This is a genomic window from Mesorhizobium sp. L2C084A000, from assembly GCF_000502875.1.
Lineage (GTDB): Bacteria > Pseudomonadota > Alphaproteobacteria > Rhizobiales > Rhizobiaceae > Mesorhizobium.
Genome location: NZ_AYWX01000025.1, coordinates 23,245 through 44,754, shown reverse-complemented (window position 1 = coordinate 44,754; position 21,510 = coordinate 23,245). Strand labels below are relative to the sequence as shown.

Genomic DNA, 21,510 nt, shown 5'->3' with positions numbered 1-21,510 from the left:
CGGCCCGCCAGATCGCGGCCAACGCCGGTGCGGAAGCATCGATCGTTGCCGGCAAGATCCTTGAGAACAAGGGCTTGACCTTCGGCTACAACGCCCAGACCGGCGAATATGGCGACATGATCGCCATGGGTATCGTCGATCCGGTCAAGGTCGTCCGCACCGCTCTCCAGGACGCGGCCTCGGTCGCCGGCCTGCTGGTCACCACCGAAGCCATGATCGCGGAGGCTCCGAAGAAGGAGTCGGCTGGCGGCGGCGGCATGCCTGGCGGCATGGGCGGCGGCATGGGCGGTATGGGCGGTATGGATTTCTAATCCAGCCCTATCAGCCTTCAGATACGGAAAGGGCGGCAGAGATGCCGCCCTTTTTGTTTTGCGCAGCGGTCGTTGTGGCCTCTCAGACGGCGGCATCCGCGCGTTGCTTTACCTCGCCGGCAAGCACCGCGGCTTCGATCAGCGCCGCCACCTCATCGGCCACGGCCTGTACCGGGGCGCGGTCGCGGGTGGCGCGGGCGATCACCATCAGTCCTTCCAGCGACGATTCGACCAGCAGTGCCAATGCATGCGCGCGGCGCTCGGGCACCCCTGCCCTGACGAAGGCGTCCCGCAGCAGGCCTATCCACTGTTCGAAGGCCGAGCGGCACAACTCCGCCAGTTCCGGCACGTCGGTGGGCGAGTCCAGCACGACAGGCGCGACCGGACAGCCGAGCGAAAACTGGTTGTCTTCCAGCATGCGCCCCACCGACTGGTAGATATGATGGACGGCCACCGCCGGATCCTTTTCGGCAGCCAGCGCTTCGCCCAGCCTCTCCGTCACGTCGGCAACGCTAGCGCGCGTCACCTCGATGACCAGTTGGTCCTTGCCGCCGGGAAAATGAAAATAGAGCGAGCCCCGCGGTGCGCCGCTGGCGCTCAATATGTCGTTGAGCGAGGTGCCGTGATAGCCGCGCTGCCTGAGCAGCAGCCCAGTCGTCTCGAGTATGCGGGTGCGGGTGTCGTTGGCCATGTCAACCTCTGTCAGCAGGAATCATTATAGGCCTTGCGCAGAATATGACAATCGGTCTACATAATATGTAGATCAGTCTATATATTCCTGAGGAACGCCATACGAAGGGAGAACGACAATGACAATTCGTGAAGCCTCGGCCAAATGGCAGGGGACGCTGAAGGAAGGTTCGGGACGGTTGCGGCTCGGCAGCGGCGTCTTCGAAGGCGCCTATTCCTTCCCGTCGCGTTTCGAGAACGGTCCGGGCACCAATCCGGAGGAACTGATCGCCGCAGCGCATGCAGGCTGCTTCTCGATGGCGCTGAGCGCCATACTGGGCAACGCCAATCATGTTCCGACAAGCATCAGCACCGTCGCCAAGGTGCATCTCGGCGCAACCGCTGCCGGTCCGACGATCACCCGCATCGAACTCGAAACCGAGGCAGAGGTCGCGGGACTTGCCGAAGATGAATTCGAGCGCCTTGCACAGTCCGCCAAGGCGGGCTGCCTCGTCTCGCGGGCCCTTGCCGGCGTGTCCCAGATCACCCTCAAGGCAACACTCGTCGAAGCCACCAAATCCCAATGAAGCCAGGAGAAAGAAGATGACACAGGAGCTTGTCATGGACGCAGCCGCGTACGACCTGTCCCAGCAGACGGCCGAGATCATGCGGCGCTACAACGACGTATTCCAACGCCATGATCCTTCGGCACTCGCCGAGCTGGTGGCTGAGGATTGCGTGATCGAGAACACCGTGCCAGCGCCGGACGGCGCCCGTTATGCCGGTCAAGCGGCGTGCGTCGGGCTTTGGGCGGCGATAGCAACCCAGGCCGGCACGCGCTTCGATATCGAGGAAACCTTCGTTGCCGGCGACCGGGCAACGATCCGCTGGCGCTATTTCATGACCGACGGCAATTCGCTGCGCGGCGTCAACCTCATGCGCGTGGCCGACGGGCGGATCGTCGAAGCGATGGGCTATGTGAAGGGGTAGCGTGCCCGAGTAGCGCAACAAAGAGGAGCGGATCAGCGAGACTGAACCGCTCCCCGTGGCGCTACCGATCGGCCAGCGCCAGCTTCGCGCCGAGCATGACGAAGGCGCCGGCGAAGGTCCGGCGCATCCAGGTCAACACCATTGGCCGCGAGACGACGTGGCTGCGGATCGAGGCGGCGAAGATGCCGTAGCCGACGAAAACCACGAAGGTCAAAAGCATGAAGACGGAACTCAGTTCCAGCATCTTCGACAGCGCATTGGGCTCGGTGGTGCTGACGAATTGCGGCAGGAAAGCGAAGAAGAAGATCGACAGTTTCGGATTGAGCACGTTGGCGAGGATCCCGGTGGCAATCACCTTGCCGGCCGAGCGCGGCGTCACATCCTGCTCGACGCTGAGGCCGCCATTTTCCTTCAGCGTGTTCCAGGCCATGTAGAGGAGGTAGGCGACGCCGAGATATTTCAGCGTCTCGAAGGCAAGCGCGCTGGTGTGCAGCAGCGCCGCAAGGCCGGTGATGGCGGCGGCCATGTGTGGGATGATGCCGAGCGTGCAGCCGAAGGCGGCGATGACGCTGGCCCGCGCGCCGCGCGAAAGGCCGGCGCTCAGCGTGTAGAGAACGCCGGTGCCGGGCGAAGCCACGACGATCAGCGACGTCAACAGAAATTCGATGCTCACGATGGTTCCTCCGGCACCCGACCCGGCCAGGAACGTATCGGGCTGCGGGTCGGCGCACAAGCGGAGGTGATCGGAGCTTGGCTACACCGGCAATCCGAGCGCTCGGCGTGCCATCAGACACTCCTCGTCGCCGGGCATGCAGGCGCGACAGACGTCTGGCCGGACGTCGTAGATGCCGCAAGCGGTCGACTTGCCGATCTCGCCGGACAGCGCCGAGCAGCGCACGCCCTCGCAGCGCATGCCTGACAGGTCAGATGCGACATATTTTTCCGGGATACGGTCGAGCTGCGCGTCATCCTCGGTGGAAAAGCGCGGCCACTCGGCCGAATAGGAGCAGCAGGCACCGCAGCTTTGGCAATCGAAGGTGCCCTGTTGCGACGACAAAACGCTCGCCACCAGGGCGGACAGCCCTGGCGCGGCGGGGTTGCGATCGGCGTCTTGCGGCAAGGCGCTATTTCTTCTTAGCCGTCTTGCCCTTCGGCGAATCCGCCGGCGACTTGAACAGATCGGTCGCGGCCTCGATGGCGTCGCCGGCCTTCGGCGCGGCAACCGGCTTAGCCGGTTTTGCCGCGGCACCCGAGGCTGCCGGCTGATCCTTGGAGGAGAATTTTATGGCCATGTCAGTCCTCGTCGGCGAAGCGCGATGATGGGGCGCGCGGATTGCGCAGGCGGCCGATCAGCGCCGAAACGGCCGTGATGTTCATTTCCTCGGGCGACCAGTTTTTCACCGCCTCGATGTGATGGGCCGCCAGCTCGCGATGCGTGCTGCCGCTGTAGGCCGCGTCCTGATAAGTCACCCGCTCATGGGTTTTGGCGTCTTCACGGACATATTCGATCAGGTAATTCGGGCATTCGGCGCGGCCGCGCACGCCGACGCGCACCTGGGCATCGCCGTGGGCACGCTTGCAGCGTTCGAGCTTTTCCAGCACACGCCGTACGAATTCGACCGGCTTGTCGAGGCCTTCGACCATATCGGCAATGGTTGCATCGGCGGCGATCGGTGTTGGCGGTACGCGTTTGGTGGCCATCAGCGTCTTCCGGCCCGCTTCGGCAAAGCGGCTAGCGCGGCGGCGGCGGCCATCTCGTCGGCCTCCTTCTCCAGGCGCAATTCGCGCAGCCGCGCGGTCTTGGCTTCGCGTGCCTCGCTGACGGCGTCGCGCTCGGAATTGATGCGGTTGAGCGACATCGACTGGGTTTGCGTCTTGCTGAACAGGGACACGGCCTGATCGACGGTTGTCTTTGAACTGGTGGTCAAATCTTTCTCCTGTCAGGAGCCTGTGCCGATGGAGCGAGACCGGGTCTTCGGTCAGGATCACGCACAAAGCAATACGCGCGGCGAATTCAAATTGCTGGAGCGTCCCTTAGCACGTCCAGGCCGGCGCGCAGCGCACTTTCGGCGGTAAGGCGCGCAAAATGAAAAAGGCCAGGCACCGCCTGACCTTCCATGAGAGCGTCGCGCAACCAGACGACATCCAAAAGGATGCACCGGGGGTGCACGGGAACGCCCTGCTTATGCACATGATATGCCGTGGAAACTCAGGTCTCCGCGGCCATGCGCCCGAATTCGCCACTCACCGGTGCCAGTACATCCGTGGTCACCGGGAGAGCTGAATTCGTTTTTCAGGCCGCCTTCAACTGGTCGGCGGACATCTTGCCCGACTTGTTGTCGCGGACCATCTCGTAGCCGAGCTTCTGGCCCTCGACGATGTCGCGCATGCCGGCGCGCTCTACGGCCGAGATGTGGACAAAAACGTCGGCCGAGCCGTCGTCAGGCTGAATAAAACCAAAACCTTTGGTGGCGTTGAACCATTTAACTGTGCCGGTGCTCATGACGAACCCTTTCCATGGCAAATATTCGTTCGACGCCATGCGGATGCACAACGTCGTTTGTCCCGATTTTTGATGTGGGAAGTTCGTCAAAGGCGCGCTCGAAAGCGCGGATAACAAAAGTCAGTCAAACAAATATCGACGATTTGCTTATAGGCTTCTTTTGGGGCGCTGTCAAATTTGCATAAAGCCACAGCTGCGGAATTCTCCCAAACCACCTGGCCAAAACACCTGACATGACGGCAAATCGGACCCCAAACAGCGCGCTTGCGCCAACTTGAAAAAAGTTTTCCGGCATCCAGGAACCATCTGCGCAGACGCGCATTTATTCGGTGTCATCAGCAGTTCATGAGAGCAATCGAATAACAGTTGATGGCAAAGACGCCCCCCGCACGATAAAAGGTGCGAGGGGCGTTTTCGTTTGGATCCTATTCGTCCGGGCCGGGTTCCGGCCACGTCTCCCTGGCCGCCTCGGCATACCAGTGGCGCATCGCCGGCGTTGCCAGCACGGCATCGACATAGGCGCGCGTATCCTGCGCCAGCGTGCCGCCATAGGTATCGAAACGGGTGACGACAGGCGCATACATGGCATCAGCCACGGTGAAGTGGCCGAACAGGAACGGGCCGCCCTTGCCGTATTTTTCCCGGCACTCGCGCCACAGCGCCTCGATGCGGGCGCGTTGCGCCTCGCCCTCGGCGTCAAGCGGCTTGTGGCCCTTCGGCCGACGCAAATTCATCGGCCAGCCATAGCGAACCTCGCGAAAGCCGGAATGCATCTCGGTCGCGGCCGAACGCGCCAGCGCACGGGCGTCGATATCGGCGGGCCAGAGCTTTTTCTCGGGAAACAGGTCGGCGAGATATTCAAGGATGGCAAGGGTTTCCCAGACGATCTTGCCGTTGTGATTCAGCACCGGCACCTGACCGGTCGGCGACACTTTTGCCAGATTGGCAAAAGTTTCAGGCGTGCGCAGCCGTACGAAACCTTCCTCGAACGGGATCTCCAGATGCCTCATCGCCACCCATGGCCGCAGCGACCATGAGGAGAAACACTTGTTGCCAATATAGAGCGTAAATTCTGCCATTTTTCTCCCCGCACGCACGGCCTCCAAAATCCCATTGCCAACGCGTGTTCACAGCCTAGCCCACCGACCTTGCCCCAGGCGGCGGCCGCGCGACCTGATCTGCCGTCCGGGCGACGCCTGGAACCTAACCGACATCGGCTCGTTAGCTACCGCAATGAATTCCTTCGAATTCAAAATCCCGGGAGATGCGCAAAAATGGTGAACAAGGATCAGGTCGCGGGCGTGGCCAAGCAGGTCAAGGGCTCGGTCAAGGAAGCCGCCGGCAAGGCAACCGGCAACCGGCAGACCCAGGCCGAAGGCACGGCCGACAGGATCGCCGGCAAGGTGCAGAAGGCCTATGGCGACGTCAAGGACAAGGTCAGGAAGGCGCTCTGATCCGCATCGAGGAACGCGTTGTTATCGAGGGAAAGGCGGTCGCGAAGGCCGCCTTTTTCAGGTGCTCCAGCCCTTGCTGAAAGCATTGGTGAACACGACCTCGCCATTATCGCCGATCGCCTCGCCCAGCACCACGTCCATGCCGTTGCTGGTCACCCTGGCCAGGGCGAAACCGCCCATATAGGCAGCCTTCGGCTTGAACAGGTCGATCCCGTCCCTGCGATAGATCAGCGGCGTTTCGTGCTGGTGGCCATGGAAAATGCCGACGACATTGTAGCCCTTGAGCGCCGCCAGCAGCGCCTGCCGGTCGGCCTCGCTCCACCAATGCGGCGCACCGGTGCCGTCATCATCAAAGTGGCTCCTGGCGGCATCCCAGCGTTCCACCGAGAAAGTGTCCCAGCCATAATGCTGGAACAGGACGACCGGGCGGCCGTCCGCCGCATAGGTCGCCAGGTCCTGCTTCAGCCATGGCAGGCTGCTCTCGGCACCGTGGCCGGTATCGCCGGCGAAACGATGCGTCTGGATCAGATGCAGGCCGCCCCAGTCCCAGGAGTAGCAGTCGGTGTCGACATCATAGTCGGTGGCCGGCACTGGCGGCTTGAAGAACACGCCGGCGCGATGGTTGACCTCGACATAGTCGCGCAGTTCGCGCCGGTACCAGTCGACATGGTGCGGCGGCCCGTTCTGGTCGAGATCATGGTTGCCGAGCCCGACATAAACCGGCATGTGCACGCGATCCGGACCGACGCCTTGGCTGTAGCGCTGGCTGAACTGGAGCAGTTGGGTGCCCTCGCTCGGCTGGGTGATCTGGCCGCCGCCATCGTCGGTGATGTCGCCGCCGACGACAAGGCCGAGCGGCGCGCCTATCTTGCCGGCCGAACGCAGGCCGGTGGCGACGCCATTGATCTCGGCCGGCCAGTCCTTGTCGCCAAGCGCATTCAGCACCGCCACGTTGCGCAGCAGCGCGGCGTCGGTCTTGCCTTCTTGCAGGCAGTTGGGGCTCAAGCCGCTCGCCATGCGGCAGGCATGGACATCGGCGATGAACAGGAAGGTGGCGTCGATCGACTGGACGCGTTGCCCGGTCTGGCCTAAGGCCGGCCGCGGCAAGGCGCCGGCCGCGGCAAATCCTGCAGCCTGTACCAGGAAGTTGCGTCGGGAAAGCGGTCCAGTCGAACGGCGATTCATCATCTGCTGATTCAGCATGGACAGCAGCCGGTCGTCCAGCGCCTCTGCGCCATCATCGACATGACGCCACGGGTCTGGCATGTCTCGCTTGCGCAAGCGCATGCCGCCGGTTGCGTCGATGCCAAGTCCGCCAGGAAGGGTTTCGTTCTGGCGAGACCCGGCATCCAGAGCGAATTTCGGCCCGTGGCCGGCGGGATGATGTCGGTTGCCAACACCTACGAATCGCAATCGCCCCAGACCCAATATCTGTTCGCCGGCCTGATCGAGGTGTTTCGCGACAGCGACACCGGCCGCCAGGCGATGATCCCGTTTTCCGATCTGCGCAAGCTGTTCCCGCTGAAGGCGGGGGCAAAGGCCACGATAGAGTTCGTCGAGCTGTCGCTGAACCAGCCGCCGAAGGGCACCAAGACGCTGAGCCTGATCGTCAAGGGCAAGGAAACATTCCGTCTGGGCGATTGCAAATACAATGTCCTGGCGGTCAAGGAGACCTTCAAGAACGGTGCCGGCGAGACGCTGGATTCATTCACCGCGCTCTATGCTCCCGATCTGCAAGCCGCGCTCGCGCGGCGCTACGATGAAGGCACCAGTTCGGAATCCGTCAACGGCTACGAGACGATCAAGCCGCTGGCCGAGTAGGTAAGAGCCCAGGCTTCTTCGCTTCCCCCTCGTGTCAGCCAGAGCGAAGCCGCAAGGTCGAGAGAAGTGGCTGCGTCGCGATCCTGCACACCCCCCTCTGTCCTCCCGGACATCTCCCCCGCAAGGGGGGAGATTGGCTGTCACACCGGCTTTCGCCAATCTCCACCGGTGAAGGTACGAGCGAGCGCCGATGCTGCAGATCTCCCTCCTTGCGGGGGAGATGGCCGGCAGGCCAGAGGGGGGTGCTGTCCCGCCGACATCAAATAATTCTCGGCCGTGGCAGTATCCTGTTGCGTCGCCTGGCAACCAAGCCGCCCTGCGACGGCGCGCTGCGCTCCAACCCTGCCAGGCAATCCCGCAGCACACCGGCATCCTGCGCCGTCTTGGCCATCGACATCGCCCCGGAATAGGCGGCGACCGTCAGCGCGGCGAAGCGTTCGGGGTCCGTGCCCTCGTCCTTGCCCGCCTGCTGGTCGGCACGCACCTTGTCGGCAATCGCCTGCCGCCACCCGCCAAAGATACCGGCAAGGGCAAGGCGGAAATCGGGATCGGCAAGCGACAGTTCGTGCGCCAGATTGTTGAGCGGGCAGCCGCGCACGAACCCCTGCTGCTCCAGTTCCGCCGCCACGGCCTCGAACACCGAGCGCACGCCCTCGCGCACTGACGCCGCCGCCAGCACCGGCGCGATCCATGTCTCTTCGACCGCTGCCGCCACACGCTCGTCGATCACAGCCAGCGCCAGCGCCTTCTTGGTCGGGAAATGGTGATGCAGCGCTCCGCCGCTGACATCAGCCGCCGCCATCAGATCGCCGATGCTGGAGGCGTGATAGCCGCGCGCCTGGAACGCGTCCTCGGCGACATCGAGCACTTTCTTGCGCATGCCTTCAGGGTCGTTGATGCGTTTTCCCGGGCGCGGTTTTGGCTGGACGGTCATCTCTGCTGACATTGCCGAACTTTAGCATGTTGACAAAACAGGACAACCGGTCTGTTTTACAAAACAGGACGATCACCCTGTTTTGGAGAATGTCGGATGAACCTGCCCCAGAACGTCGCGCCGAAACCCACGGCGCTCGCCTCGCCTGTCGTCGAGTTGCGGCAATACACGCTGAAGCCCGGCCGGCGCGACACGCTCATCGGCATCTTCGACGGCAGGCTGATCGAGGGCCAGGAGGACGCCGGCATGAACGTCATCGGCCAGTTCCGGGACCTCGATCGGCCTGACATGTTCGTCTGGATGCGCGGCTTCGACGGCATGGATGCGCGGAAAAATGCTCTCGCCGCTTTTTATGGCGGGCCGGTCTGGGCGGCGCACAGTGATGCGGCCAATGCGACGATGATCGATTCCGACGATGTGCTGCTGCTCAAGCCGGCGTGGCCGGGCGCAGGCTTCGACCTCGCGGGCGCGCAGCGGCCAAGCCTGGCCGATGACGAAAAACCCATTCAAAACAAACCGCTGACCGGCATCGTTGTCATCGCGATTCATCATTTGCAGCCCGGCACAGAGGCTGATTTCGCCACTCGCTTCGAGACTGAGACGGCGTGCCTGATGACGGCCGACGCACGCCTGCTCGCCGCTTTCGTTACGGAGCATGCCGAAAACAGTTTTCCGCGCCTGCCGGTGCGGGCTGATGAAAACGTCTTCATGTCCGTCACCGGCTTCGACAACGCAGAGGCGCATGCCCGCCACAAAGCCGCTCTCGCCGCCTCGCCGACATGGCAGGCCTTTTGGCAGGCCGCGCAAGCTGGTCTGACCAAACCAACGGAGACATTGCGGCTGTCGCCCACATCGCAATCGTTGGTCGGGCGTTAGACTTCAAATGCCTTGACTATGGCCTTCGCGACCAGGGCCGGATCTTCCCAATGCGGGTTGTGGCCACAGGCCTCGGCGCGGACGAGGAGAGCTTCAGGAAGAGCGGACCGCAACGCCTGCTGGTGCGCCGCGCCGAACAGCGGGTCGCAGGCGCCGGCGATGATCAGCGTCCGGGCCTGCACGGCCCGCGCAGCATCGGTCAGGTCGGCGCGGCGGATTTCCTCGAGAATCGCGCGCCAGCGCGGGATCGGCATCGCCGAGGCCTCTTGCGCCAAGCCGGTGAGAAAGGCTGCGGGCACGTCGGGACGACAGGCATGCCACCAGGCATAGAACGGATCGGTCGGCGATATCGGATCTCGCAGGGCCTCGACGCTCACCACCAGCGGATGACCCGGCGCGAAATCGGGCTTCAACGTGCCGGCCAGGACCACCAGCCCGCCGATCAACTCCTTGTGCCCCGCAGCCAAAGCGACAGCCACCATGGCGCCCAGCGAATGGCCGACGACGACCGGTCGGTCGAGTTGTAAACTCTGGATCAGCCCGGCGATATCCTCGGCAAGATCGGCGATGCCGCAGTTCTTGCCAGCCTGCGAGGCGCCGTGGCCGCGCAGATCCGGCATGATCAGACGGCGGCCGGCCAGATATGGCGCCAGAAGCGAAAAACTGCGGCTGGTGTCGGTGAAGCCGTGCACCAACAGAAGTGCCGGCTCGGCGCCCGATATCTCGACATAGGCGATGTCGAGATCGCCGACAGTGACGAATTGCTTGCGGCTGGCCCAGGCGCCCTGCTCCGCCATCACATCCTGCTTCGGCAAGCCATCGAGCGCGGCCGCTCTCACAGGCCGAGCTTTTCCTTGACCGCGGCGAGGCCCGGCTTGCCGTCAAAAGTGGTGACGCCGGCGAGCCAGGCGTCGAGGCGGCTTTTGTTCGCCATGATTGCCTTCAGCGCACCGTCCTCCGGCTTCATGCCGTCATTGATCAGATAGCCCATGCCGACATTCTCGAAATCGATGTCGAAGACGAGATTCCTGAGGAATTGCGCGACGTTCGGGCACTGCTCAAGATAGCCCTTGCGCACCTGCGTCGTTACCGTCGCGGCACCGAAATTCGGGCCGAAGAACTTGTCGCCGCCGGTCAGATATTTGAAGTCGTACATCGTGTTCATCGGATGCGGCGCCCAGCCCTGAAAGACGATGAACTGCTTTTCCTTGATCTCGTAGCCGACCTCCGACAGCATGCCGGCCTCGCTGGACTCGACCACCTGCCAGCCGTCCAGGCCAAAGGCGGGATCGGCGATGGCGTCCATCATCAACTGGTTGGAGCCGGGCTCGATGCCGTACATTTTCTTGCCGAACTTGTCGGCGAATTTGTGCAGGTCGGAAATGTCCTTGACGCCGGCATCCCAAGCGTAAGTCGGGACGGCGAAGGTGTATTTGGCACCTACGAGATTGACGCGCACATTCTCGACAGAGCCGTCCTTCTTGTAGGGCTCGTAATAGGTGACCATGGCCGGATCCCAGTAGCCCAGGAACAGGTCGAGGTCCCTGTTTTTCATGCCCTCGTAGATGACGTTGATGCCGAGCACCTGGCTTTGCGGCTGATAGCCGAGCGCCTCCAACAGGACGTTGGCGACCCCGGTGGTGAAGGCAAGGTCGTTCCAGCCGGGTTCGGCCATGCGGACCGTCTTGCACTGCTCGGCCTCGGCCGCTTGGGCCGCATGAGAGGCCAACATGAGAGCGGCAAGGCAGACGCCATTTGCAAGGATGCGGAACATTTCGGTTCTCCTCATTGTCATCAAATTGACCAATCGGTCTTTTTATTGTCCCATGGGTCAATTGTTGATCTGATCGGACGAAAATGTCAACGTGGATTCGAAATGGACCGATCCCGTGAAACTCAAGCGTCTCAGTGATATCCGCCGCAAGGAGCTGCGGCAGGCGGCCTTCGCGGTGTTGGAGCGCGAAGGCATTGCCGGCGCGACCCTGGAAAAAGTGGCCGCCCAGGCAGGTGCCTCCAAGGGCATCGTGCTGCACTATTTCCGCAACAAGCAGGAATTGTTCGAGCACGCGATGCGCGAGGCCAATGCCGTCCTGTGCCAGGCGGTGATCGCGCGGCTTCGCCGGGCGCGTACGCCGATGGAGCGCCTGGATGCGGTAATCGAGGGCAATTTCGAGACGCATCTGTTCCAGCCTCCCCTGTGCCATGCCTGGCTGTCGCTCTGTGCCGAGGTGCCGCGCGACGAGAAGATGGCCCGTATCCAGAGAGTGATCCATGCGCGCATGCGCTCGAACCTGTTGTCGGGCCTGCGCGGCCTCGCCTCGCCTGGAGATGCCGACGACATCGCGCTTGGCGTCACCGCGCTGATCGACGGGCTTTGGCTGCGGCTCGGCCTGCAGCCGGGCAGCGTCTCACGCGAACAGGCGGTCCGCCAGGTCAAGAATTATGTCGCGGGCCGGCTGGCCCTGCGGGAGCTTGCGACCGCCGGCGCGTAACCGGCCTCGGCTGGCCTGCCGGCCGGCGGGCGTCGAAGTTCATACCCGGGGATAGGCCGACGGCTTGACCACGGCCGCCACAATACGGTGCTCTCGACGAGGCAGAAATCTCGGAGCGTCGAATGAGACTTCACAACAAGCGCGCGCTGGTCACCGGTGGCTCGGACGGCATCGGCCTGGCGATCGCCGAGGCCTTTTCGCGCGAGGGCGCGGACGTCCTGATCGTCGGCCGCGACACCAAGAAGCTCGACGCTGCCCGCGAGCAACTCGGCGGCACTATCGAGACGCTGTCGGCCGATCTTGCCACATCGGCCGGCATCGCGGCCGTCGTCGAGCAGGTGAAAAAATCCGGCAGGCCGCTTGATATCCTCGTCAACAATGCCGGAGTGGCTTTCCTGGTGCCGTTCGAAACCGTCAGCGAGGCGCAGTTCCAGCAATCCTTCGCGCTCAATGTGACGTCGGTGTTCTTCCTCACGCAGGGCCTGCTGCCGCATCTGGCTGCCGGCGCATCGGTGATCAACATCTCGTCCTACTTCGCCAACAAGATGATCCCGAAGCGGCCGTCGAGCCTCTATTCCCTATCGAAGGGCGCGTTGAACTCGCTGACCAAATCGCTGGCCTTCGAACTCGGCCCGCGCGGCATCCGCGTCAACGCCATCGCGCCCGGCACGGTCGACACAGCCATGCGGCGCAAGACCGTCGACAATTTGCCGGCCGAGGCAAAGGCCGAGCTGAAAGCCTATGTCGAGCGCAGCTATCCGCTCGGCAGAATCGGCCGCCCTGACGATCTGGCCGGTATCGCGGTTTATCTGGCCAGCGAAGAGGCCGCCTGGACCAGCGGCGGCATCTTTTCGATCGATGGTGGCTATACCGCGGGCTGATCCGTCCGGCCACCAGACCAGGCGCCGGCATTTTCTGCGGCGCCGCTTTCCACGAATCCGAGTGCGCCTACCGCCTCCAGGATCTGATCGCGAACCCAGCGATGGGGTGGCTCGTCGTCGTGGCGCGCGTGCCAGTACATCCTGATTTCCGGAACAGCAATGGGAAGTGGCGGTTCAAAGATGACGAGCGGCAGGGTCTTGGCCGCCCAAACCGCGAACTGCCTGGGAACTGCCGCGAGGTGGTTTCCGTTTGCCACTGCCAATGCGACAGCCTGAAAGTGCGGCAGGGCCAGGCTTACACGGCGCGTTCGTCCGATCTTGCGGAGCGCCTCGTCGGTGGAGCCCGACATCGAGCCATCGATAGAACGAAGAACATGGGGCAGTTCGCAGAAGAGCTCGATCGGTAGAAGCTCGCCTTCCATGATCCCCGCCTGCCTGATCGCAGCGTTGTCGCTCGCGGCGATGATGGCGAATGGTGAATGGAACAGAGGCGTGCTTGAGACCCAGTCGGAGACCTCCAGCGGACGCTCGAGCGCTACGTCGATTTCATCGTCCTGGAGCAGCCGCGAGACGTCGCCGCGCGCGCTGTCGAGAAACCTTAGCGACGCGCGCGGCGCGGCACCCGCGATGCGCGCCGCTAAAGTTGGCATCAGCATCATGGAAAAGAAATCCGCACCCATGAACGTGAAGGTTCGCTCCAGTTCCACCGGATCGACAGCCTTGGCCGAGTGGAAGACGCGTTCGATTTCACGAAGCGCCACGCGTAACGGCTCGGCCATGCTCTCGGCGCGTGGCGTCGGCATCATGTCATTGCCCCGTCGCACGAACAGCTGGTCGTTGAGGAGATGCCGCAAGCGATTGAGCGCAGCGCTGACGGCAGGCTGGCTGAGGCCGATCTGCTCGCCGGCACGCGTAACGCTTCTCTCCCGCAGAAGGGCGTCGAACACCCTGATGAGATTGAGGTCGAGCGCGTTCAAATTCATCGCATCAATTCGCCCCATACGATCATTCGATTTCCGTTGTCGGCATATCCCTGGCTAGATCGTCATCGGCCCAGCAGGCACAGGCAACAGGAGGATCAGACGGCCATGACAATGACCCCCGGCACGATCACAGGCAAGGAACTCTTCTGGTTCAACAACACGCTTGTCGCGATCCACGTCTCGTCGGCGGCAGGAGAGGACGGCACCTGCGTCGTCGAGCATCGCATGCCCTATGGCGACTCCCCGCCCCTGCATGTGCATCGCAGGGAGGACGAAGTGTTTCACATCCTGGACGGGAGACTGCGCTTTCAGATCGACGGCCACGAACGCATTGCTGAAGCCGGCGAAACCGTCATTGCGCCGAAAGGCCTGCCGCACACCTACCGGGTCGAATCGCGCGAAGGCGCGCGTACGCTCACCATCACGCGCGGTTCGGATTTCGAGACGATGCTGCGTCAGGCGAGCCGTCCCGCCGAACAGCCGGAGGTGCCGCCGCAGATGCAACCAACACCGGAAATCATCGCGGCACTGGTGCAGCTCTGCGCAGAAAACGGCATCGACATTGTCGGTCCGCCGCTAGGGTAAGAGGCCGAAACCGCGCATTCTTTCCCTTCTCCCCTTGTGGGAGAAGGTGGCCGCGAAGAGGTCGGATGAGGGGTGTTCCAGCTTGGCGCCGACGGCACTCCGTCACCCACCCCTCAACCGTCTCGGCGCTGCGCGCCGATCCACCTTCTCCCACAAGGGGAGAAGGCGAGAAGCGCCGCACCTTCAACCGATTCGCATCCTCGCCGCCCGCAATCTCCGCTTGAAGCCGTTTGTGCAACGCGATACGCCGTTGCCGACTTCGACAAGGAGAGACCCGTGACCGCTGCAAAGACCAGAACCGAAACCGACACGTTCGGCCCGATCGAAGTCGCCGCCGACCGCTATTGGGGCGCGCAGGCGCAGCGTTCCCTTGGCAATTTCAAGATCGGCTGGGAAAAGCAGCCGGCATCGATCGTGCGCGCGCTGGGCATCGTCAAGCGGGCCGCGGCCGAAGCCAATATGGACCTTCAGCGGCTCGACCCGGCGATCGGCAAGACGATTGTCGAGGCGGCACAAGAGGTCATCGACGGCAAGCTCAACGACCATTTCCCGCTGGTGGTCTGGCAGACCGGCTCGGGCACGCAGTCCAACATGAACGCCAACGAGGTGATCTCCAACCGGGCGATCGAGATGATGGGTGGCGTCATGGGCTCCAAGAAGCCGGTCCATCCCAACGACCACGTCAATATGAGCCAGTCGTCGAACGATACCTACCCGACGGCCATGCACATCGCCTGCGCCGAGCGCATCGTGCACGACCTCTTGCCGGCGCTGAAACACCTGCACAAGGCGCTCGCCGCCAAGAGCAGAGAGTTCAATCACATCATCAAGATCGGCCGCACGCACACGCAGGACGCCACCCCCCTCACGCTTGGCCAGGAATTTTCGGGCTATGCCGCGCAGGTCGCCTCGTCGATCAAGCGCATCGAGCTGACGTTGCCCGGCCTGCAGGAACTGGCGCAGGGCGGCACCGCCGTCGGCACCGGCCTCAACGCGCCGGTCGGCTTCGCCGAAAGGGTGGCGGATCGCATCGCCACCATCACCGGCATTGCCTTCGTCACCGCGCCGAACAAGTTCGAGGCGCTGGCGGCCCATGATTCCATGGTGTTTTCGCACGGCGCCATCAATGCGGCGGCCGCCGCGCTGTTCAAGATCGCCAACGACATCCGTTTCCTCGGTTCCGGCCCGCGTTCGGGCCTCGGCGAGCTGTCGCTGCCGGAAAACGAGCCGGGCTCGTCGATCATGCCGGGCAAGGTCAACCCGACCCAGTGCGAGGCGCTGACGCAGGTCTGCGTGCAGGTGTTCGGCAACAATGCGGCGCTCACCTTCGCCGGCAGCCAAGGCCATTTCGAGCTCAACGTCTACAACCCGCTGATGGCCTACAACTTCCTGCAGTCGGTGCAGTTGCTCGCCGACGCCTCGGTCTCCTTCACCGACAATTGCGTGGTCGGCATCGAGGCGCGCGAAGACAACATCAAGGCGGCACTCGACCGCTCGCTGATGCTGGTGACGGCGCTGGCGCCGACCATCGGCTACGACAATGCCGCCAAGATCGCCAAGACCGCGCACAAGAAGGGCACCACGCTGCGCGAGGAAGCGCTCGCCACCGGACTGGTCAGCGAGGCCGATTACGACCGGCTGGTGCGGCCGGAGGACATGACGCATCCGGGGTAAGCAATTCCAGGAAAAATGTCTTGCGGTTTTCCGTCCGGAATTGCATCAGCCAGAAGCCCAGTGTTCGTGATGGGAGAATTTACTCCCGTCACGACCTGACCCGAAGCGAATTTTGCGCGGGCCGCCCGATCACGGAAACGTAAGTACTGTGAACAATGTGTCGCCAGTCTGGTGGCTTTGGTGAACAGTCGGCTTGCTCTATCTCCCCGGTATCAACCCATCCCGGAGAGCCACCATGTCCATCAACACTTCAGTCGCCGGTTCCGGCGCATCCAATGCCTCGACCACCATCCTCATCGGCCGCGTCCTGCTTGCGGTCATCTTCCTGCTTTCAGGTTTCGGCAAGCTGACCGCCATCACCGGCACGGCCGGCTATTTCGGCAGCCTCGGCCTGCCCTTGCCGACCGTAACGGCCATTGTCGTAGGCCTGATCGAGCTTCTCGGCGGCCTCGCCATCCTCGTCGGCTTCAAGACCCGGATTGTCGGCTGGGTGCTGGCGGTCTTCACGGTCGCTACCGGCTTGGTCGCCCACACCGGTTGGGCCGACCAGATGCAGATGATCCAGTTTCTCAAGAACCTCGCCATCGCTGGCGGCTTCCTCGTGCTGGCTTCCTCGGGCGCCGGTGCCTATTCGATCGACGCCAAGCGCGGCTGAGCCAAAATCTGGCGATAGCCGAACGAAAGAGCGGCGCGGAATTTTCCGCGCCGCTTTTTCGTTGTTGGTACATGCCCGCCGATCTGTCGGCCGGAGTTTTCTGATAGGATCGGGGCATCGGACGAGGCCGGCCGGCGGCCGATAACGGAGGTGAACATGCCCCGCAACGCGCTGCTCCTGCTCTCCCGGCTGCTGCTCGCCGCCCTGTTCGTGCCCTCCGGTTTCCAAGCTTTGAGCGATATTGCCGGCACGACAGGCTATTTCGCCGGCCTCGGCCTGCCGCTGCCGACGCTTGCCGCCTGGGGCACGGGACTGTTCGAACTGATCGCCGGGCTGCTCATCCTGGTCGGTTTCCAGACCCGGATCGCGGCGCTGCTGCTCGCCGCCTTCTGCATTGCCGCCGGTTTCATCGGCCATTACGGCCAGGGCGGCGGCGACGCGATGCTCGCCTTCCTGCACCAGCAGATGCTGATGAAGGACATTGCGATAGCAGGCGGGTTCGTTGCGCTGGCGATGGCTGGCGCGGGAGCCTGGTCGGTCGACGGGCGCGGTTTGGCCTGACGGACTGGGTTGGAAACGTCAACGGGACAGCACCCCCCTCTGTCCTGCCGGACATCTCCCCCGCAACGAGGGAGATCGGATGTCATCCAGGCTTTCGCCAATCTTCAATGTTGCAAGAAAAAAGCACCGACGACGAAGCAGCCAATCTCCCCCCTTGCGGGGGAGATGTCCGGCAGGACAGAGAGGGGTGTGAAGAAACTCGACCGAGCAGGTTCTAATCCGCTCTGCTCCGACTCTACTTCACCGACCCACTGGGCCCACCTTCGACGGCCAGCACCAGCCGGCGGTTGGTGATCCTGGCCAGTTGCGCCAGGCGCCCGGCCGGCCGCTCGCCATAGAGATCGGCCAGCGATGCCGGCAGGACCAGCGCCAGCACGCCGTTGGCGCGTTGTTCCCATTTCAGCCTGGGCATGATGCCGGGCATCGACGCCGTCAGCAGGTAGACGACGCGCATCATCGCGGCGAGCACGCGGGCGCGCTCCAGATAACGCGGCGGCGCCAGCGCCTTGATCTCGGGGGCGATGGCTTCGTTGAAGATGCCGTCGTGACGATAGGCGTTGGCCATGGCCAGGAAAGCACGGCCGGGATGGTCGACGCCGAAGAAGGAGGCGTGCGCAATGATGTTGAGCGATTGCTTGCCGCGATATTCGGGATGCGCGCGCCAACCGATATCGGCCAGCAATGCGGCCGCGTGGCGGTAGCGCGCCTCGTCTTCGGTCTCCTCGATGCCGAAAGCGGCAAAGGTTTTGGCGGTCCAGTCGACGAGTTCATGCGCATGGGCGACGGAGCGTGAGCGCAGGCGGGCGAGTTCCTCCGAGGCCGAAATCAGCGGATCGGCCTTCTGCTCCGCCTCATCGAGCAGCGAATAGAGAAAGCCTTCGCGTACACCCAGAGCCGAAACGATGATCTTCGACGGCTGCATCGCCGCCATGATCTCCTGCAGCACGACGGCGCCATAAGGCAGCAGCGAACGGCGGTTCTTGGAAACGCCTTCGATGCCCTTGACCTTCTCGATCTCGGCCTTGGCCACCTGCTTGAGGAAATTCGCCGCGCTTTCGGCCGAGATCTCGTAATGGTGCATGACACCAAGCGGATAGTTGGTCATTTCCATGTGCAGCCGGGCAAGATTTCGCCAGGTGCCGCCGACGGCGTAGAAGGGCCTGCCCTGCCCGCCTTTCAACAGCTTGGCCTTCGCCAGTTCGTCACGCGCGATCTTCGCCGCCTGAGCCAGCGAGTTCTTCGCCATGTCCTGCAGGCGCAGGCCGCCCAGCGGCAGCGTGATGCCGTCACCGATCGCTTCGCCGCTGACGTCGACCAGCTCGAGGCTGCCGCCGCCCAGATCGCCGGCGATGCCATTGGCCGGGTGGAAGCCGGAAATGACGCCGAGCGCGGAATAATAGGCTTCCTGACGGCCGCTGATGACACGAATCTCGGTCTTCAGCACATCCTCGGCGCGGTGGATGAAATCGGGGCCGTTGACCGCCTCGCGGGCGGCGGCGGTGGCCAGCACATACATATGCTCGGCGCCGGCCTGGTCGGAAAGCGCGCGAAAGCGACGGAACTCTTCCATCGAGCGCGTCACCGCCTCGGGGTCGAGCTTGCCGGTCGAAACGATGCCACGGCCGAGACCGGCCAGCATCTTTTCGTTGAACAGCATGGTCGGCGAGCGCGCCAGCCCCTCATAGACGACGAGACGGATCGAGTTCGATCCGATGTCGATGATGGACAGCGGTCGGCGGTCCTGCAGCCGGCCCTGGGAATCAGACAGCATCAGCCGGACGCTGCTGCGTTCTTCTTGCGGCGCTTGAACTGCGCGATGCGCTTGGGCGCATGCGACTTCAGCGCGTCACCCCGTCCCGACAGGCTCGGATTGGTCATGAAATATTCCTGCGCGTTGAACGGTTCCTCGCCCTCCTCCAGCACGACGCGCCGGGAGGTTCCATCAGCCAATACGTCGAAACTTTGCTGATTGTCCATGATGTTGCCCAGCATGATCTGGCCAAGGATCTGTTCGTGCACAGTTGGATTGGTGATCGGCACCATGGTTTCGACGCGGCGGTCGAGATTGCGCGGCATCAGATCGGCCGAGGAGATGTAGACGATCGCCTCGTCCGACGGCAGGCCGTAACCATTGCCGAAACAATAGATGCGGCTGTGCTCGAGAAAACGGCCGACAATCGATTTTACGCGGATGTTTTCCGACAGGCCCGGAACCTGAGGCCGCAGGCAGCAGATGCCGCGCACGACCAGGTCGACCTCGACGCCGACCCGGCTGGCATCGTAGAGCGCGTCGATAATGATCGGATCGACGAGCGCGTTCATCTTCATCCAGATGCGCGCCGGTTTCCCCTGGACCGCGTAGGCAATCTCGTCGGCAATGTGCTTCAGGATGCGGCTTCTCAGCGTGAACGGCGAGATCGCCAACCGCATTTCATCCGTCGGCTCGGCATAGCCGGTGATGAAATTGAACAGCTGGGCGACATCGCGGGCGATCGTCGGATCGGTGGTGAAGAAGGACAGGTCGGTGTAGATGCGCGCCGTTACCGGATGGTAGTTGCCGGTGCCGAGGTGCACGTAGTTGCGCAGCTTGCCGTCCTCGCGCCGCACCACCAGCGACATTTTCGAATGGGTTTTCAGCTCGAGAAAGCCGAACACGACCTGCACGCCGGCGCGCTCCAGGTCGCGCGCCCAGCGAATGTTGGCTTCCTCGTCGAAGCGCGCCTTGAGCTCGACCAGTGCGGTGACCGACTTGCCGGCTTCGGCCGCGTCGACCAGCGCACGCACGATCGGGCTGTCGTTGGAGGTGCGGTAAAGCGTCTGCTTGATCGCCACCACTTCCGGATCGGCCATCGCCTGGCGCAGGAACTGCACCACGACGTCAAACGATTCGTAGGGGTGATGGACGACGATGTCCTTCTCGCGGATGGCGGCAAAACAATCGCCGCCATGCTCGCGGATGCGCTCGGGAAAACGCGGATTGTAGGGCGTGAATTTCAGGTCGTCGCGGGGAACGGCGACGATCTCGGAAATCTGGCTGAGCGCCAACGGACCGGTCAAGACGCTGATGCGGCTGGACGACACGCCAAGCTCGCCGGCGACGAAGTCGCGCAATTCATCAGGCATCAGCCTGTCGAATTCGATGCGGATCACCGAACCCCGCCGCCGCCGCTTCAGCGCCGTTTCGAACAGGCGAACCAAATCCTCGGACTCCTCCTCGACCTCGATATCGCTGTCGCGAATGATGCGGAACGTGCCGGAGCCCTTGACCTCATAGCCGGGGAAGAGCTTGCCGATATAGAGGCCGACCGCCTCTTCCAGCGGGATGAAGCGGACGTGATGCTTGCGGTCCGGCAGACGGATGAAGCGCTTCAGCGCTACCGGCAGGCGCAGCAGCGCGCTCATCTCTTCGCCGTTCTTGCGATGGCGCAATTGCAGCGCCATCGAGAAGCCGAGATTGGGAATGAACGGGAACGGATGCGCCGGGTCGATCGACAGCGGGGTCAGCACCGGGAACACCTGCCCCTGGAAATGGTCTTCCAGCCAGATTTTCTCGTCCTTGGTCAGCGCATCGCGGGTGATGCTCTCGATGCCTTCCTTGTTGAGCAGCACAGTGAGCGCCGAAAGGCTCTTCTGCTGGTCTTCCTGCAGCCGCTCGACCTCACGCAGCAGCTGTTCGAGCTGCTGTTCGGGGGTGCGGCCGTCAGGGCTCTTCAGCGTGATGCCCTCGCGCACCTGGCCGGCGAGGCCGGCGACGCGCACCATGAAGAACTCGTCGAGATTGGCCGCCGAGATCGACAGGAAGCGGACGCGCTCCAGCAGCGGATGATTGAGGTTCAGCGATTCCTCGAGAACGCGCCGGTTGAACTGCAGCCAGGAAAACTCGCGGTTGACAAACCGGTCCGGATTGCCGCCCTCCGGGCGAGCCACCTCGACATCCACGAATTCGTTCTGCACCGGCTTCAGTTCGTTCATGATTCCCGCTCTTCCACATCGTCAGCCAGCTAAAGCGCCGCGCGTCATTCAGGACGCGCAAAGGACGCTCTACCACTCCAAGGCGACGCATGGTCCTTGCCGAAAACCGGTGTCGGTCTTCGGGGCCATGCGTTAACCGGCTTAACTTA

Annotated in this window: 27 protein-coding genes; 12 read left to right on the top strand and 15 right to left on the bottom strand. The window is 63.1% G+C overall.

Annotated features, from left to right (window positions below; all coding sequences use genetic code 11):
- A partial coding sequence (locus X735_RS0135345) for a TCP-1/cpn60 chaperonin family protein (RefSeq protein ID WP_031213902.1) occupies nt 1-311 on the top strand: 311 nt, incomplete at its 5' end.
- Between the two features lie 82 nt (nt 312-393).
- Here the strand turns inward: X735_RS0135345 and X735_RS137155 are convergent.
- Nucleotides 394-1,002 carry a TetR/AcrR family transcriptional regulator gene (locus tag X735_RS137155; protein ID WP_023814150.1) on the bottom strand — a complete coding sequence of 203 codons (609 nt, stop codon included), beginning with the start codon at nt 1,000-1,002 and terminating at the stop codon, nt 394-396.
- Nucleotides 1,003-1,120: 118 nt separating this feature from the next.
- Here X735_RS137155 and X735_RS137160 point away from each other — a divergent pair, with 118 nt between their 5' ends.
- The gene (locus tag X735_RS137160) at nt 1,121-1,567 is read left to right on the top strand and encodes an OsmC family protein (protein WP_023814149.1); all 447 of its coding nucleotides are present in this window, start codon (nt 1,121-1,123) and stop codon (nt 1,565-1,567) included.
- 16 nt (nt 1,568-1,583) lie between these two features.
- Entirely contained in the window at nt 1,584-1,970 is a 387-nt protein-coding gene (locus tag X735_RS137165; RefSeq protein ID WP_023814148.1) for a nuclear transport factor 2 family protein, read from the top strand.
- Between the two features lie 61 nt (nt 1,971-2,031).
- Here X735_RS137165 and X735_RS137170 read toward each other — a convergent pair whose 3' ends face one another.
- From X735_RS137170 to X735_RS137200, 7 genes are all read right to left on the bottom strand, one after another.
- Nucleotides 2,032-2,643, bottom strand: coding sequence for a LysE family translocator (locus X735_RS137170; RefSeq protein ID WP_031213900.1), 612 nt, complete (start codon nt 2,641-2,643; stop codon nt 2,032-2,034).
- A gap of 81 nt (nt 2,644-2,724) precedes the next feature.
- On the bottom strand, nt 2,725-3,090 hold the full coding sequence (locus tag X735_RS137175; RefSeq protein WP_023814146.1) for a YkgJ family cysteine cluster protein: 366 nt from the start codon (nt 3,088-3,090) through the stop codon (nt 2,725-2,727).
- A gap of 4 nt (nt 3,091-3,094) precedes the next feature.
- Nucleotides 3,095-3,262, bottom strand: a complete 168-nt coding sequence (locus tag X735_RS1000000168315) for a hypothetical protein (RefSeq protein ID WP_023814145.1) — start codon at nt 3,260-3,262, stop codon at nt 3,095-3,097.
- A 1-nt stretch (nt 3,263) separates the two neighbouring features.
- A complete protein-coding gene (locus tag X735_RS137180) occupies nt 3,264-3,671 on the bottom strand; it encodes a hypothetical protein (RefSeq protein ID WP_013532398.1) in 408 nt (135 codons plus the stop codon).
- Complete coding sequence (locus X735_RS137185; protein ID WP_013532399.1) at nt 3,671-3,898, bottom strand: hypothetical protein; 228 nt, start codon at nt 3,896-3,898, stop codon at nt 3,671-3,673. The genes X735_RS137180 and X735_RS137185 overlap by 1 nt, the downstream gene beginning before the upstream one ends.
- 365 nt (nt 3,899-4,263) lie before the next feature.
- Nucleotides 4,264-4,473: a cold-shock protein gene (locus X735_RS137195; protein WP_010915421.1), complete on the bottom strand. Its 210-nt coding sequence runs from the start codon at nt 4,471-4,473 to the stop codon at nt 4,264-4,266.
- Between the two features lie 425 nt (nt 4,474-4,898).
- A complete protein-coding gene (locus tag X735_RS137200) occupies nt 4,899-5,552 on the bottom strand; it encodes a glutathione S-transferase family protein (RefSeq protein ID WP_023814142.1) in 654 nt (217 codons plus the stop codon).
- A 195-nt stretch (nt 5,553-5,747) separates the two neighbouring features.
- On the opposite strand from X735_RS137200, the gene X735_RS137205 reads away from it, so the two are divergent.
- On the top strand, nt 5,748-5,927 hold the full coding sequence (locus tag X735_RS137205; RefSeq protein WP_023814141.1) for a CsbD family protein: 180 nt from the start codon (nt 5,748-5,750) through the stop codon (nt 5,925-5,927).
- Nucleotides 5,928-5,984: 57 nt separating this feature from the next.
- On the opposite strand, the gene X735_RS137210 is transcribed toward X735_RS137205, so the two are convergent.
- Entirely contained in the window at nt 5,985-7,115 is a 1,131-nt protein-coding gene (locus X735_RS137210) for a metallophosphoesterase (protein ID WP_031213899.1), read from the bottom strand.
- Nucleotides 7,116-7,172: 57 nt separating this feature from the next.
- On the opposite strand from X735_RS137210, the gene X735_RS0135340 reads away from it, so the two are divergent.
- A complete protein-coding gene (locus tag X735_RS0135340) occupies nt 7,173-7,748 on the top strand; it encodes a hypothetical protein (RefSeq protein WP_031213898.1) in 576 nt (191 codons plus the stop codon).
- Nucleotides 7,749-8,007: 259 nt separating this feature from the next.
- On the opposite strand, the gene X735_RS137215 is transcribed toward X735_RS0135340, so the two are convergent.
- The gene (locus X735_RS137215; protein WP_023814138.1) at nt 8,008-8,682 is read right to left on the bottom strand and encodes a TetR/AcrR family transcriptional regulator; all 675 of its coding nucleotides are present in this window, start codon (nt 8,680-8,682) and stop codon (nt 8,008-8,010) included.
- A gap of 156 nt (nt 8,683-8,838) precedes the next feature.
- Between X735_RS137215 and X735_RS137220 the strand changes: the two genes are divergently transcribed.
- Nucleotides 8,839-9,558, top strand: coding sequence for an NIPSNAP family protein (locus X735_RS137220; protein WP_245273314.1), 720 nt, complete (start codon nt 8,839-8,841; stop codon nt 9,556-9,558).
- On the opposite strand, the gene X735_RS137225 is transcribed toward X735_RS137220, so the two are convergent.
- Both X735_RS137225 and choX read right to left on the bottom strand, forming a co-directional pair.
- Complete coding sequence (locus tag X735_RS137225; protein WP_023814136.1) at nt 9,555-10,397, bottom strand: alpha/beta hydrolase; 843 nt, start codon at nt 10,395-10,397, stop codon at nt 9,555-9,557. The two genes, X735_RS137220 and X735_RS137225, sit on opposite strands and share 4 nt — an antisense overlap.
- The gene (gene choX / locus X735_RS137230; RefSeq protein ID WP_023814135.1) at nt 10,394-11,332 is read right to left on the bottom strand and encodes a choline ABC transporter substrate-binding protein; all 939 of its coding nucleotides are present in this window, start codon (nt 11,330-11,332) and stop codon (nt 10,394-10,396) included. The genes X735_RS137225 and choX overlap by 4 nt, the downstream gene beginning before the upstream one ends.
- Before the next feature lie 115 nt (nt 11,333-11,447).
- Between choX and betI the strand changes: the two genes are divergently transcribed.
- Together betI and X735_RS137240 are read left to right on the top strand one after the other, a co-directional pair.
- Nucleotides 11,448-12,050: a transcriptional regulator BetI gene (betI, locus tag X735_RS137235; protein WP_031213897.1), complete on the top strand. Its 603-nt coding sequence runs from the start codon at nt 11,448-11,450 to the stop codon at nt 12,048-12,050.
- 122 nt (nt 12,051-12,172) lie between these two features.
- The gene (locus tag X735_RS137240) at nt 12,173-12,931 is read left to right on the top strand and encodes an SDR family oxidoreductase (RefSeq protein WP_023814133.1); all 759 of its coding nucleotides are present in this window, start codon (nt 12,173-12,175) and stop codon (nt 12,929-12,931) included.
- On the opposite strand, the gene X735_RS137245 is transcribed toward X735_RS137240, so the two are convergent.
- Nucleotides 12,916-13,914, bottom strand: coding sequence for a LysR family transcriptional regulator (locus tag X735_RS137245; RefSeq protein WP_023814132.1), 999 nt, complete (start codon nt 13,912-13,914; stop codon nt 12,916-12,918). The two genes, X735_RS137240 and X735_RS137245, sit on opposite strands and share 16 nt — an antisense overlap.
- A gap of 105 nt (nt 13,915-14,019) precedes the next feature.
- Between X735_RS137245 and X735_RS137250 the strand changes: the two genes are divergently transcribed.
- The 4 genes from X735_RS137250 (at nt 14,020) to X735_RS137265 (ending at nt 17,389) form a co-directional block, all read left to right on the top strand.
- Nucleotides 14,020-14,499, top strand: a complete 480-nt coding sequence (locus X735_RS137250) for a cupin domain-containing protein (RefSeq protein ID WP_031213895.1) — start codon at nt 14,020-14,022, stop codon at nt 14,497-14,499.
- Nucleotides 14,500-14,775: 276 nt separating this feature from the next.
- The gene (gene fumC, locus X735_RS137255; protein ID WP_023814130.1) at nt 14,776-16,173 is read left to right on the top strand and encodes a class II fumarate hydratase; all 1,398 of its coding nucleotides are present in this window, start codon (nt 14,776-14,778) and stop codon (nt 16,171-16,173) included.
- A 235-nt stretch (nt 16,174-16,408) separates the two neighbouring features.
- Nucleotides 16,409-16,828, top strand: a complete 420-nt coding sequence (locus X735_RS137260; RefSeq protein ID WP_023814129.1) for a DoxX family protein — start codon at nt 16,409-16,411, stop codon at nt 16,826-16,828.
- A gap of 156 nt (nt 16,829-16,984) precedes the next feature.
- Nucleotides 16,985-17,389, top strand: coding sequence for a DoxX family protein (locus X735_RS137265; RefSeq protein WP_031213894.1), 405 nt, complete (start codon nt 16,985-16,987; stop codon nt 17,387-17,389).
- Between the two features lie 235 nt (nt 17,390-17,624).
- On the opposite strand, the gene ppx is transcribed toward X735_RS137265, so the two are convergent.
- Both ppx and X735_RS137275 read right to left on the bottom strand, forming a co-directional pair.
- Complete coding sequence (gene ppx, locus X735_RS137270) at nt 17,625-19,160, bottom strand: exopolyphosphatase (protein ID WP_023814127.1); 1,536 nt, start codon at nt 19,158-19,160, stop codon at nt 17,625-17,627.
- The gene (locus X735_RS137275) at nt 19,160-21,361 is read right to left on the bottom strand and encodes an RNA degradosome polyphosphate kinase (protein ID WP_023814126.1); all 2,202 of its coding nucleotides are present in this window, start codon (nt 21,359-21,361) and stop codon (nt 19,160-19,162) included. Before X735_RS137275 ends, ppx begins: the two co-directional genes overlap by 1 nt.
- Between the last annotated feature and the right edge of the window lie 149 nt (nt 21,362-21,510).

What these genes read in the sequence shown, in the direction of transcription:
- X735_RS137155 (WP_023814150.1), bottom strand. Translation starts at nt 1,002, where the DNA reads ATGGCCAACGACACCCGCACCCGCATACTCGAGACGACTGGGCTGCTG.
- X735_RS137160 (WP_023814149.1), top strand. Translation starts at nt 1,121, where the DNA reads ATGACAATTCGTGAAGCCTCGGCCAAATGGCAGGGGACGCTGAAGGAA.
- X735_RS137165 (WP_023814148.1), top strand. Translation starts at nt 1,584, where the DNA reads ATGACACAGGAGCTTGTCATGGACGCAGCCGCGTACGACCTGTCCCAG.
- X735_RS1000000168315 (WP_023814145.1), bottom strand. Translation starts at nt 3,262, where the DNA reads ATGGCCATAAAATTCTCCTCCAAGGATCAGCCGGCAGCCTCGGGTGCC.
- X735_RS137180 (WP_013532398.1), bottom strand. Translation starts at nt 3,671, where the DNA reads ATGGCCACCAAACGCGTACCGCCAACACCGATCGCCGCCGATGCAACC.
- X735_RS137195 (WP_010915421.1), bottom strand. Translation starts at nt 4,473, where the DNA reads ATGAGCACCGGCACAGTTAAATGGTTCAACGCCACCAAAGGTTTTGGT.
- X735_RS137200 (WP_023814142.1), bottom strand. Translation starts at nt 5,552, where the DNA reads ATGGCAGAATTTACGCTCTATATTGGCAACAAGTGTTTCTCCTCATGG.
- X735_RS137205 (WP_023814141.1), top strand. Translation starts at nt 5,748, where the DNA reads ATGGTGAACAAGGATCAGGTCGCGGGCGTGGCCAAGCAGGTCAAGGGC.
- X735_RS137210 (WP_031213899.1), bottom strand. Translation starts at nt 7,115, where the DNA reads ATGATGAATCGCCGTTCGACTGGACCGCTTTCCCGACGCAACTTCCTG.
- X735_RS0135340 (WP_031213898.1), top strand. Translation starts at nt 7,173, where the DNA reads ATGACGCCACGGGTCTGGCATGTCTCGCTTGCGCAAGCGCATGCCGCC.
- X735_RS137215 (WP_023814138.1), bottom strand. Translation starts at nt 8,682, where the DNA reads ATGACCGTCCAGCCAAAACCGCGCCCGGGAAAACGCATCAACGACCCT.
- choX (WP_023814135.1), bottom strand. Translation starts at nt 11,332, where the DNA reads ATGTTCCGCATCCTTGCAAATGGCGTCTGCCTTGCCGCTCTCATGTTG.
- X735_RS137240 (WP_023814133.1), top strand. Translation starts at nt 12,173, where the DNA reads ATGAGACTTCACAACAAGCGCGCGCTGGTCACCGGTGGCTCGGACGGC.
- X735_RS137245 (WP_023814132.1), bottom strand. Translation starts at nt 13,914, where the DNA reads ATGAATTTGAACGCGCTCGACCTCAATCTCATCAGGGTGTTCGACGCC.
- X735_RS137250 (WP_031213895.1), top strand. Translation starts at nt 14,020, where the DNA reads ATGACAATGACCCCCGGCACGATCACAGGCAAGGAACTCTTCTGGTTC.
- X735_RS137260 (WP_023814129.1), top strand. Translation starts at nt 16,409, where the DNA reads ATGTCCATCAACACTTCAGTCGCCGGTTCCGGCGCATCCAATGCCTCG.
- X735_RS137265 (WP_031213894.1), top strand. Translation starts at nt 16,985, where the DNA reads ATGCCCCGCAACGCGCTGCTCCTGCTCTCCCGGCTGCTGCTCGCCGCC.
- ppx (WP_023814127.1), bottom strand. Translation starts at nt 19,160, where the DNA reads ATGCTGTCTGATTCCCAGGGCCGGCTGCAGGACCGCCGACCGCTGTCC.
- X735_RS137275 (WP_023814126.1), bottom strand. Translation starts at nt 21,361, where the DNA reads ATGAACGAACTGAAGCCGGTGCAGAACGAATTCGTGGATGTCGAGGTG.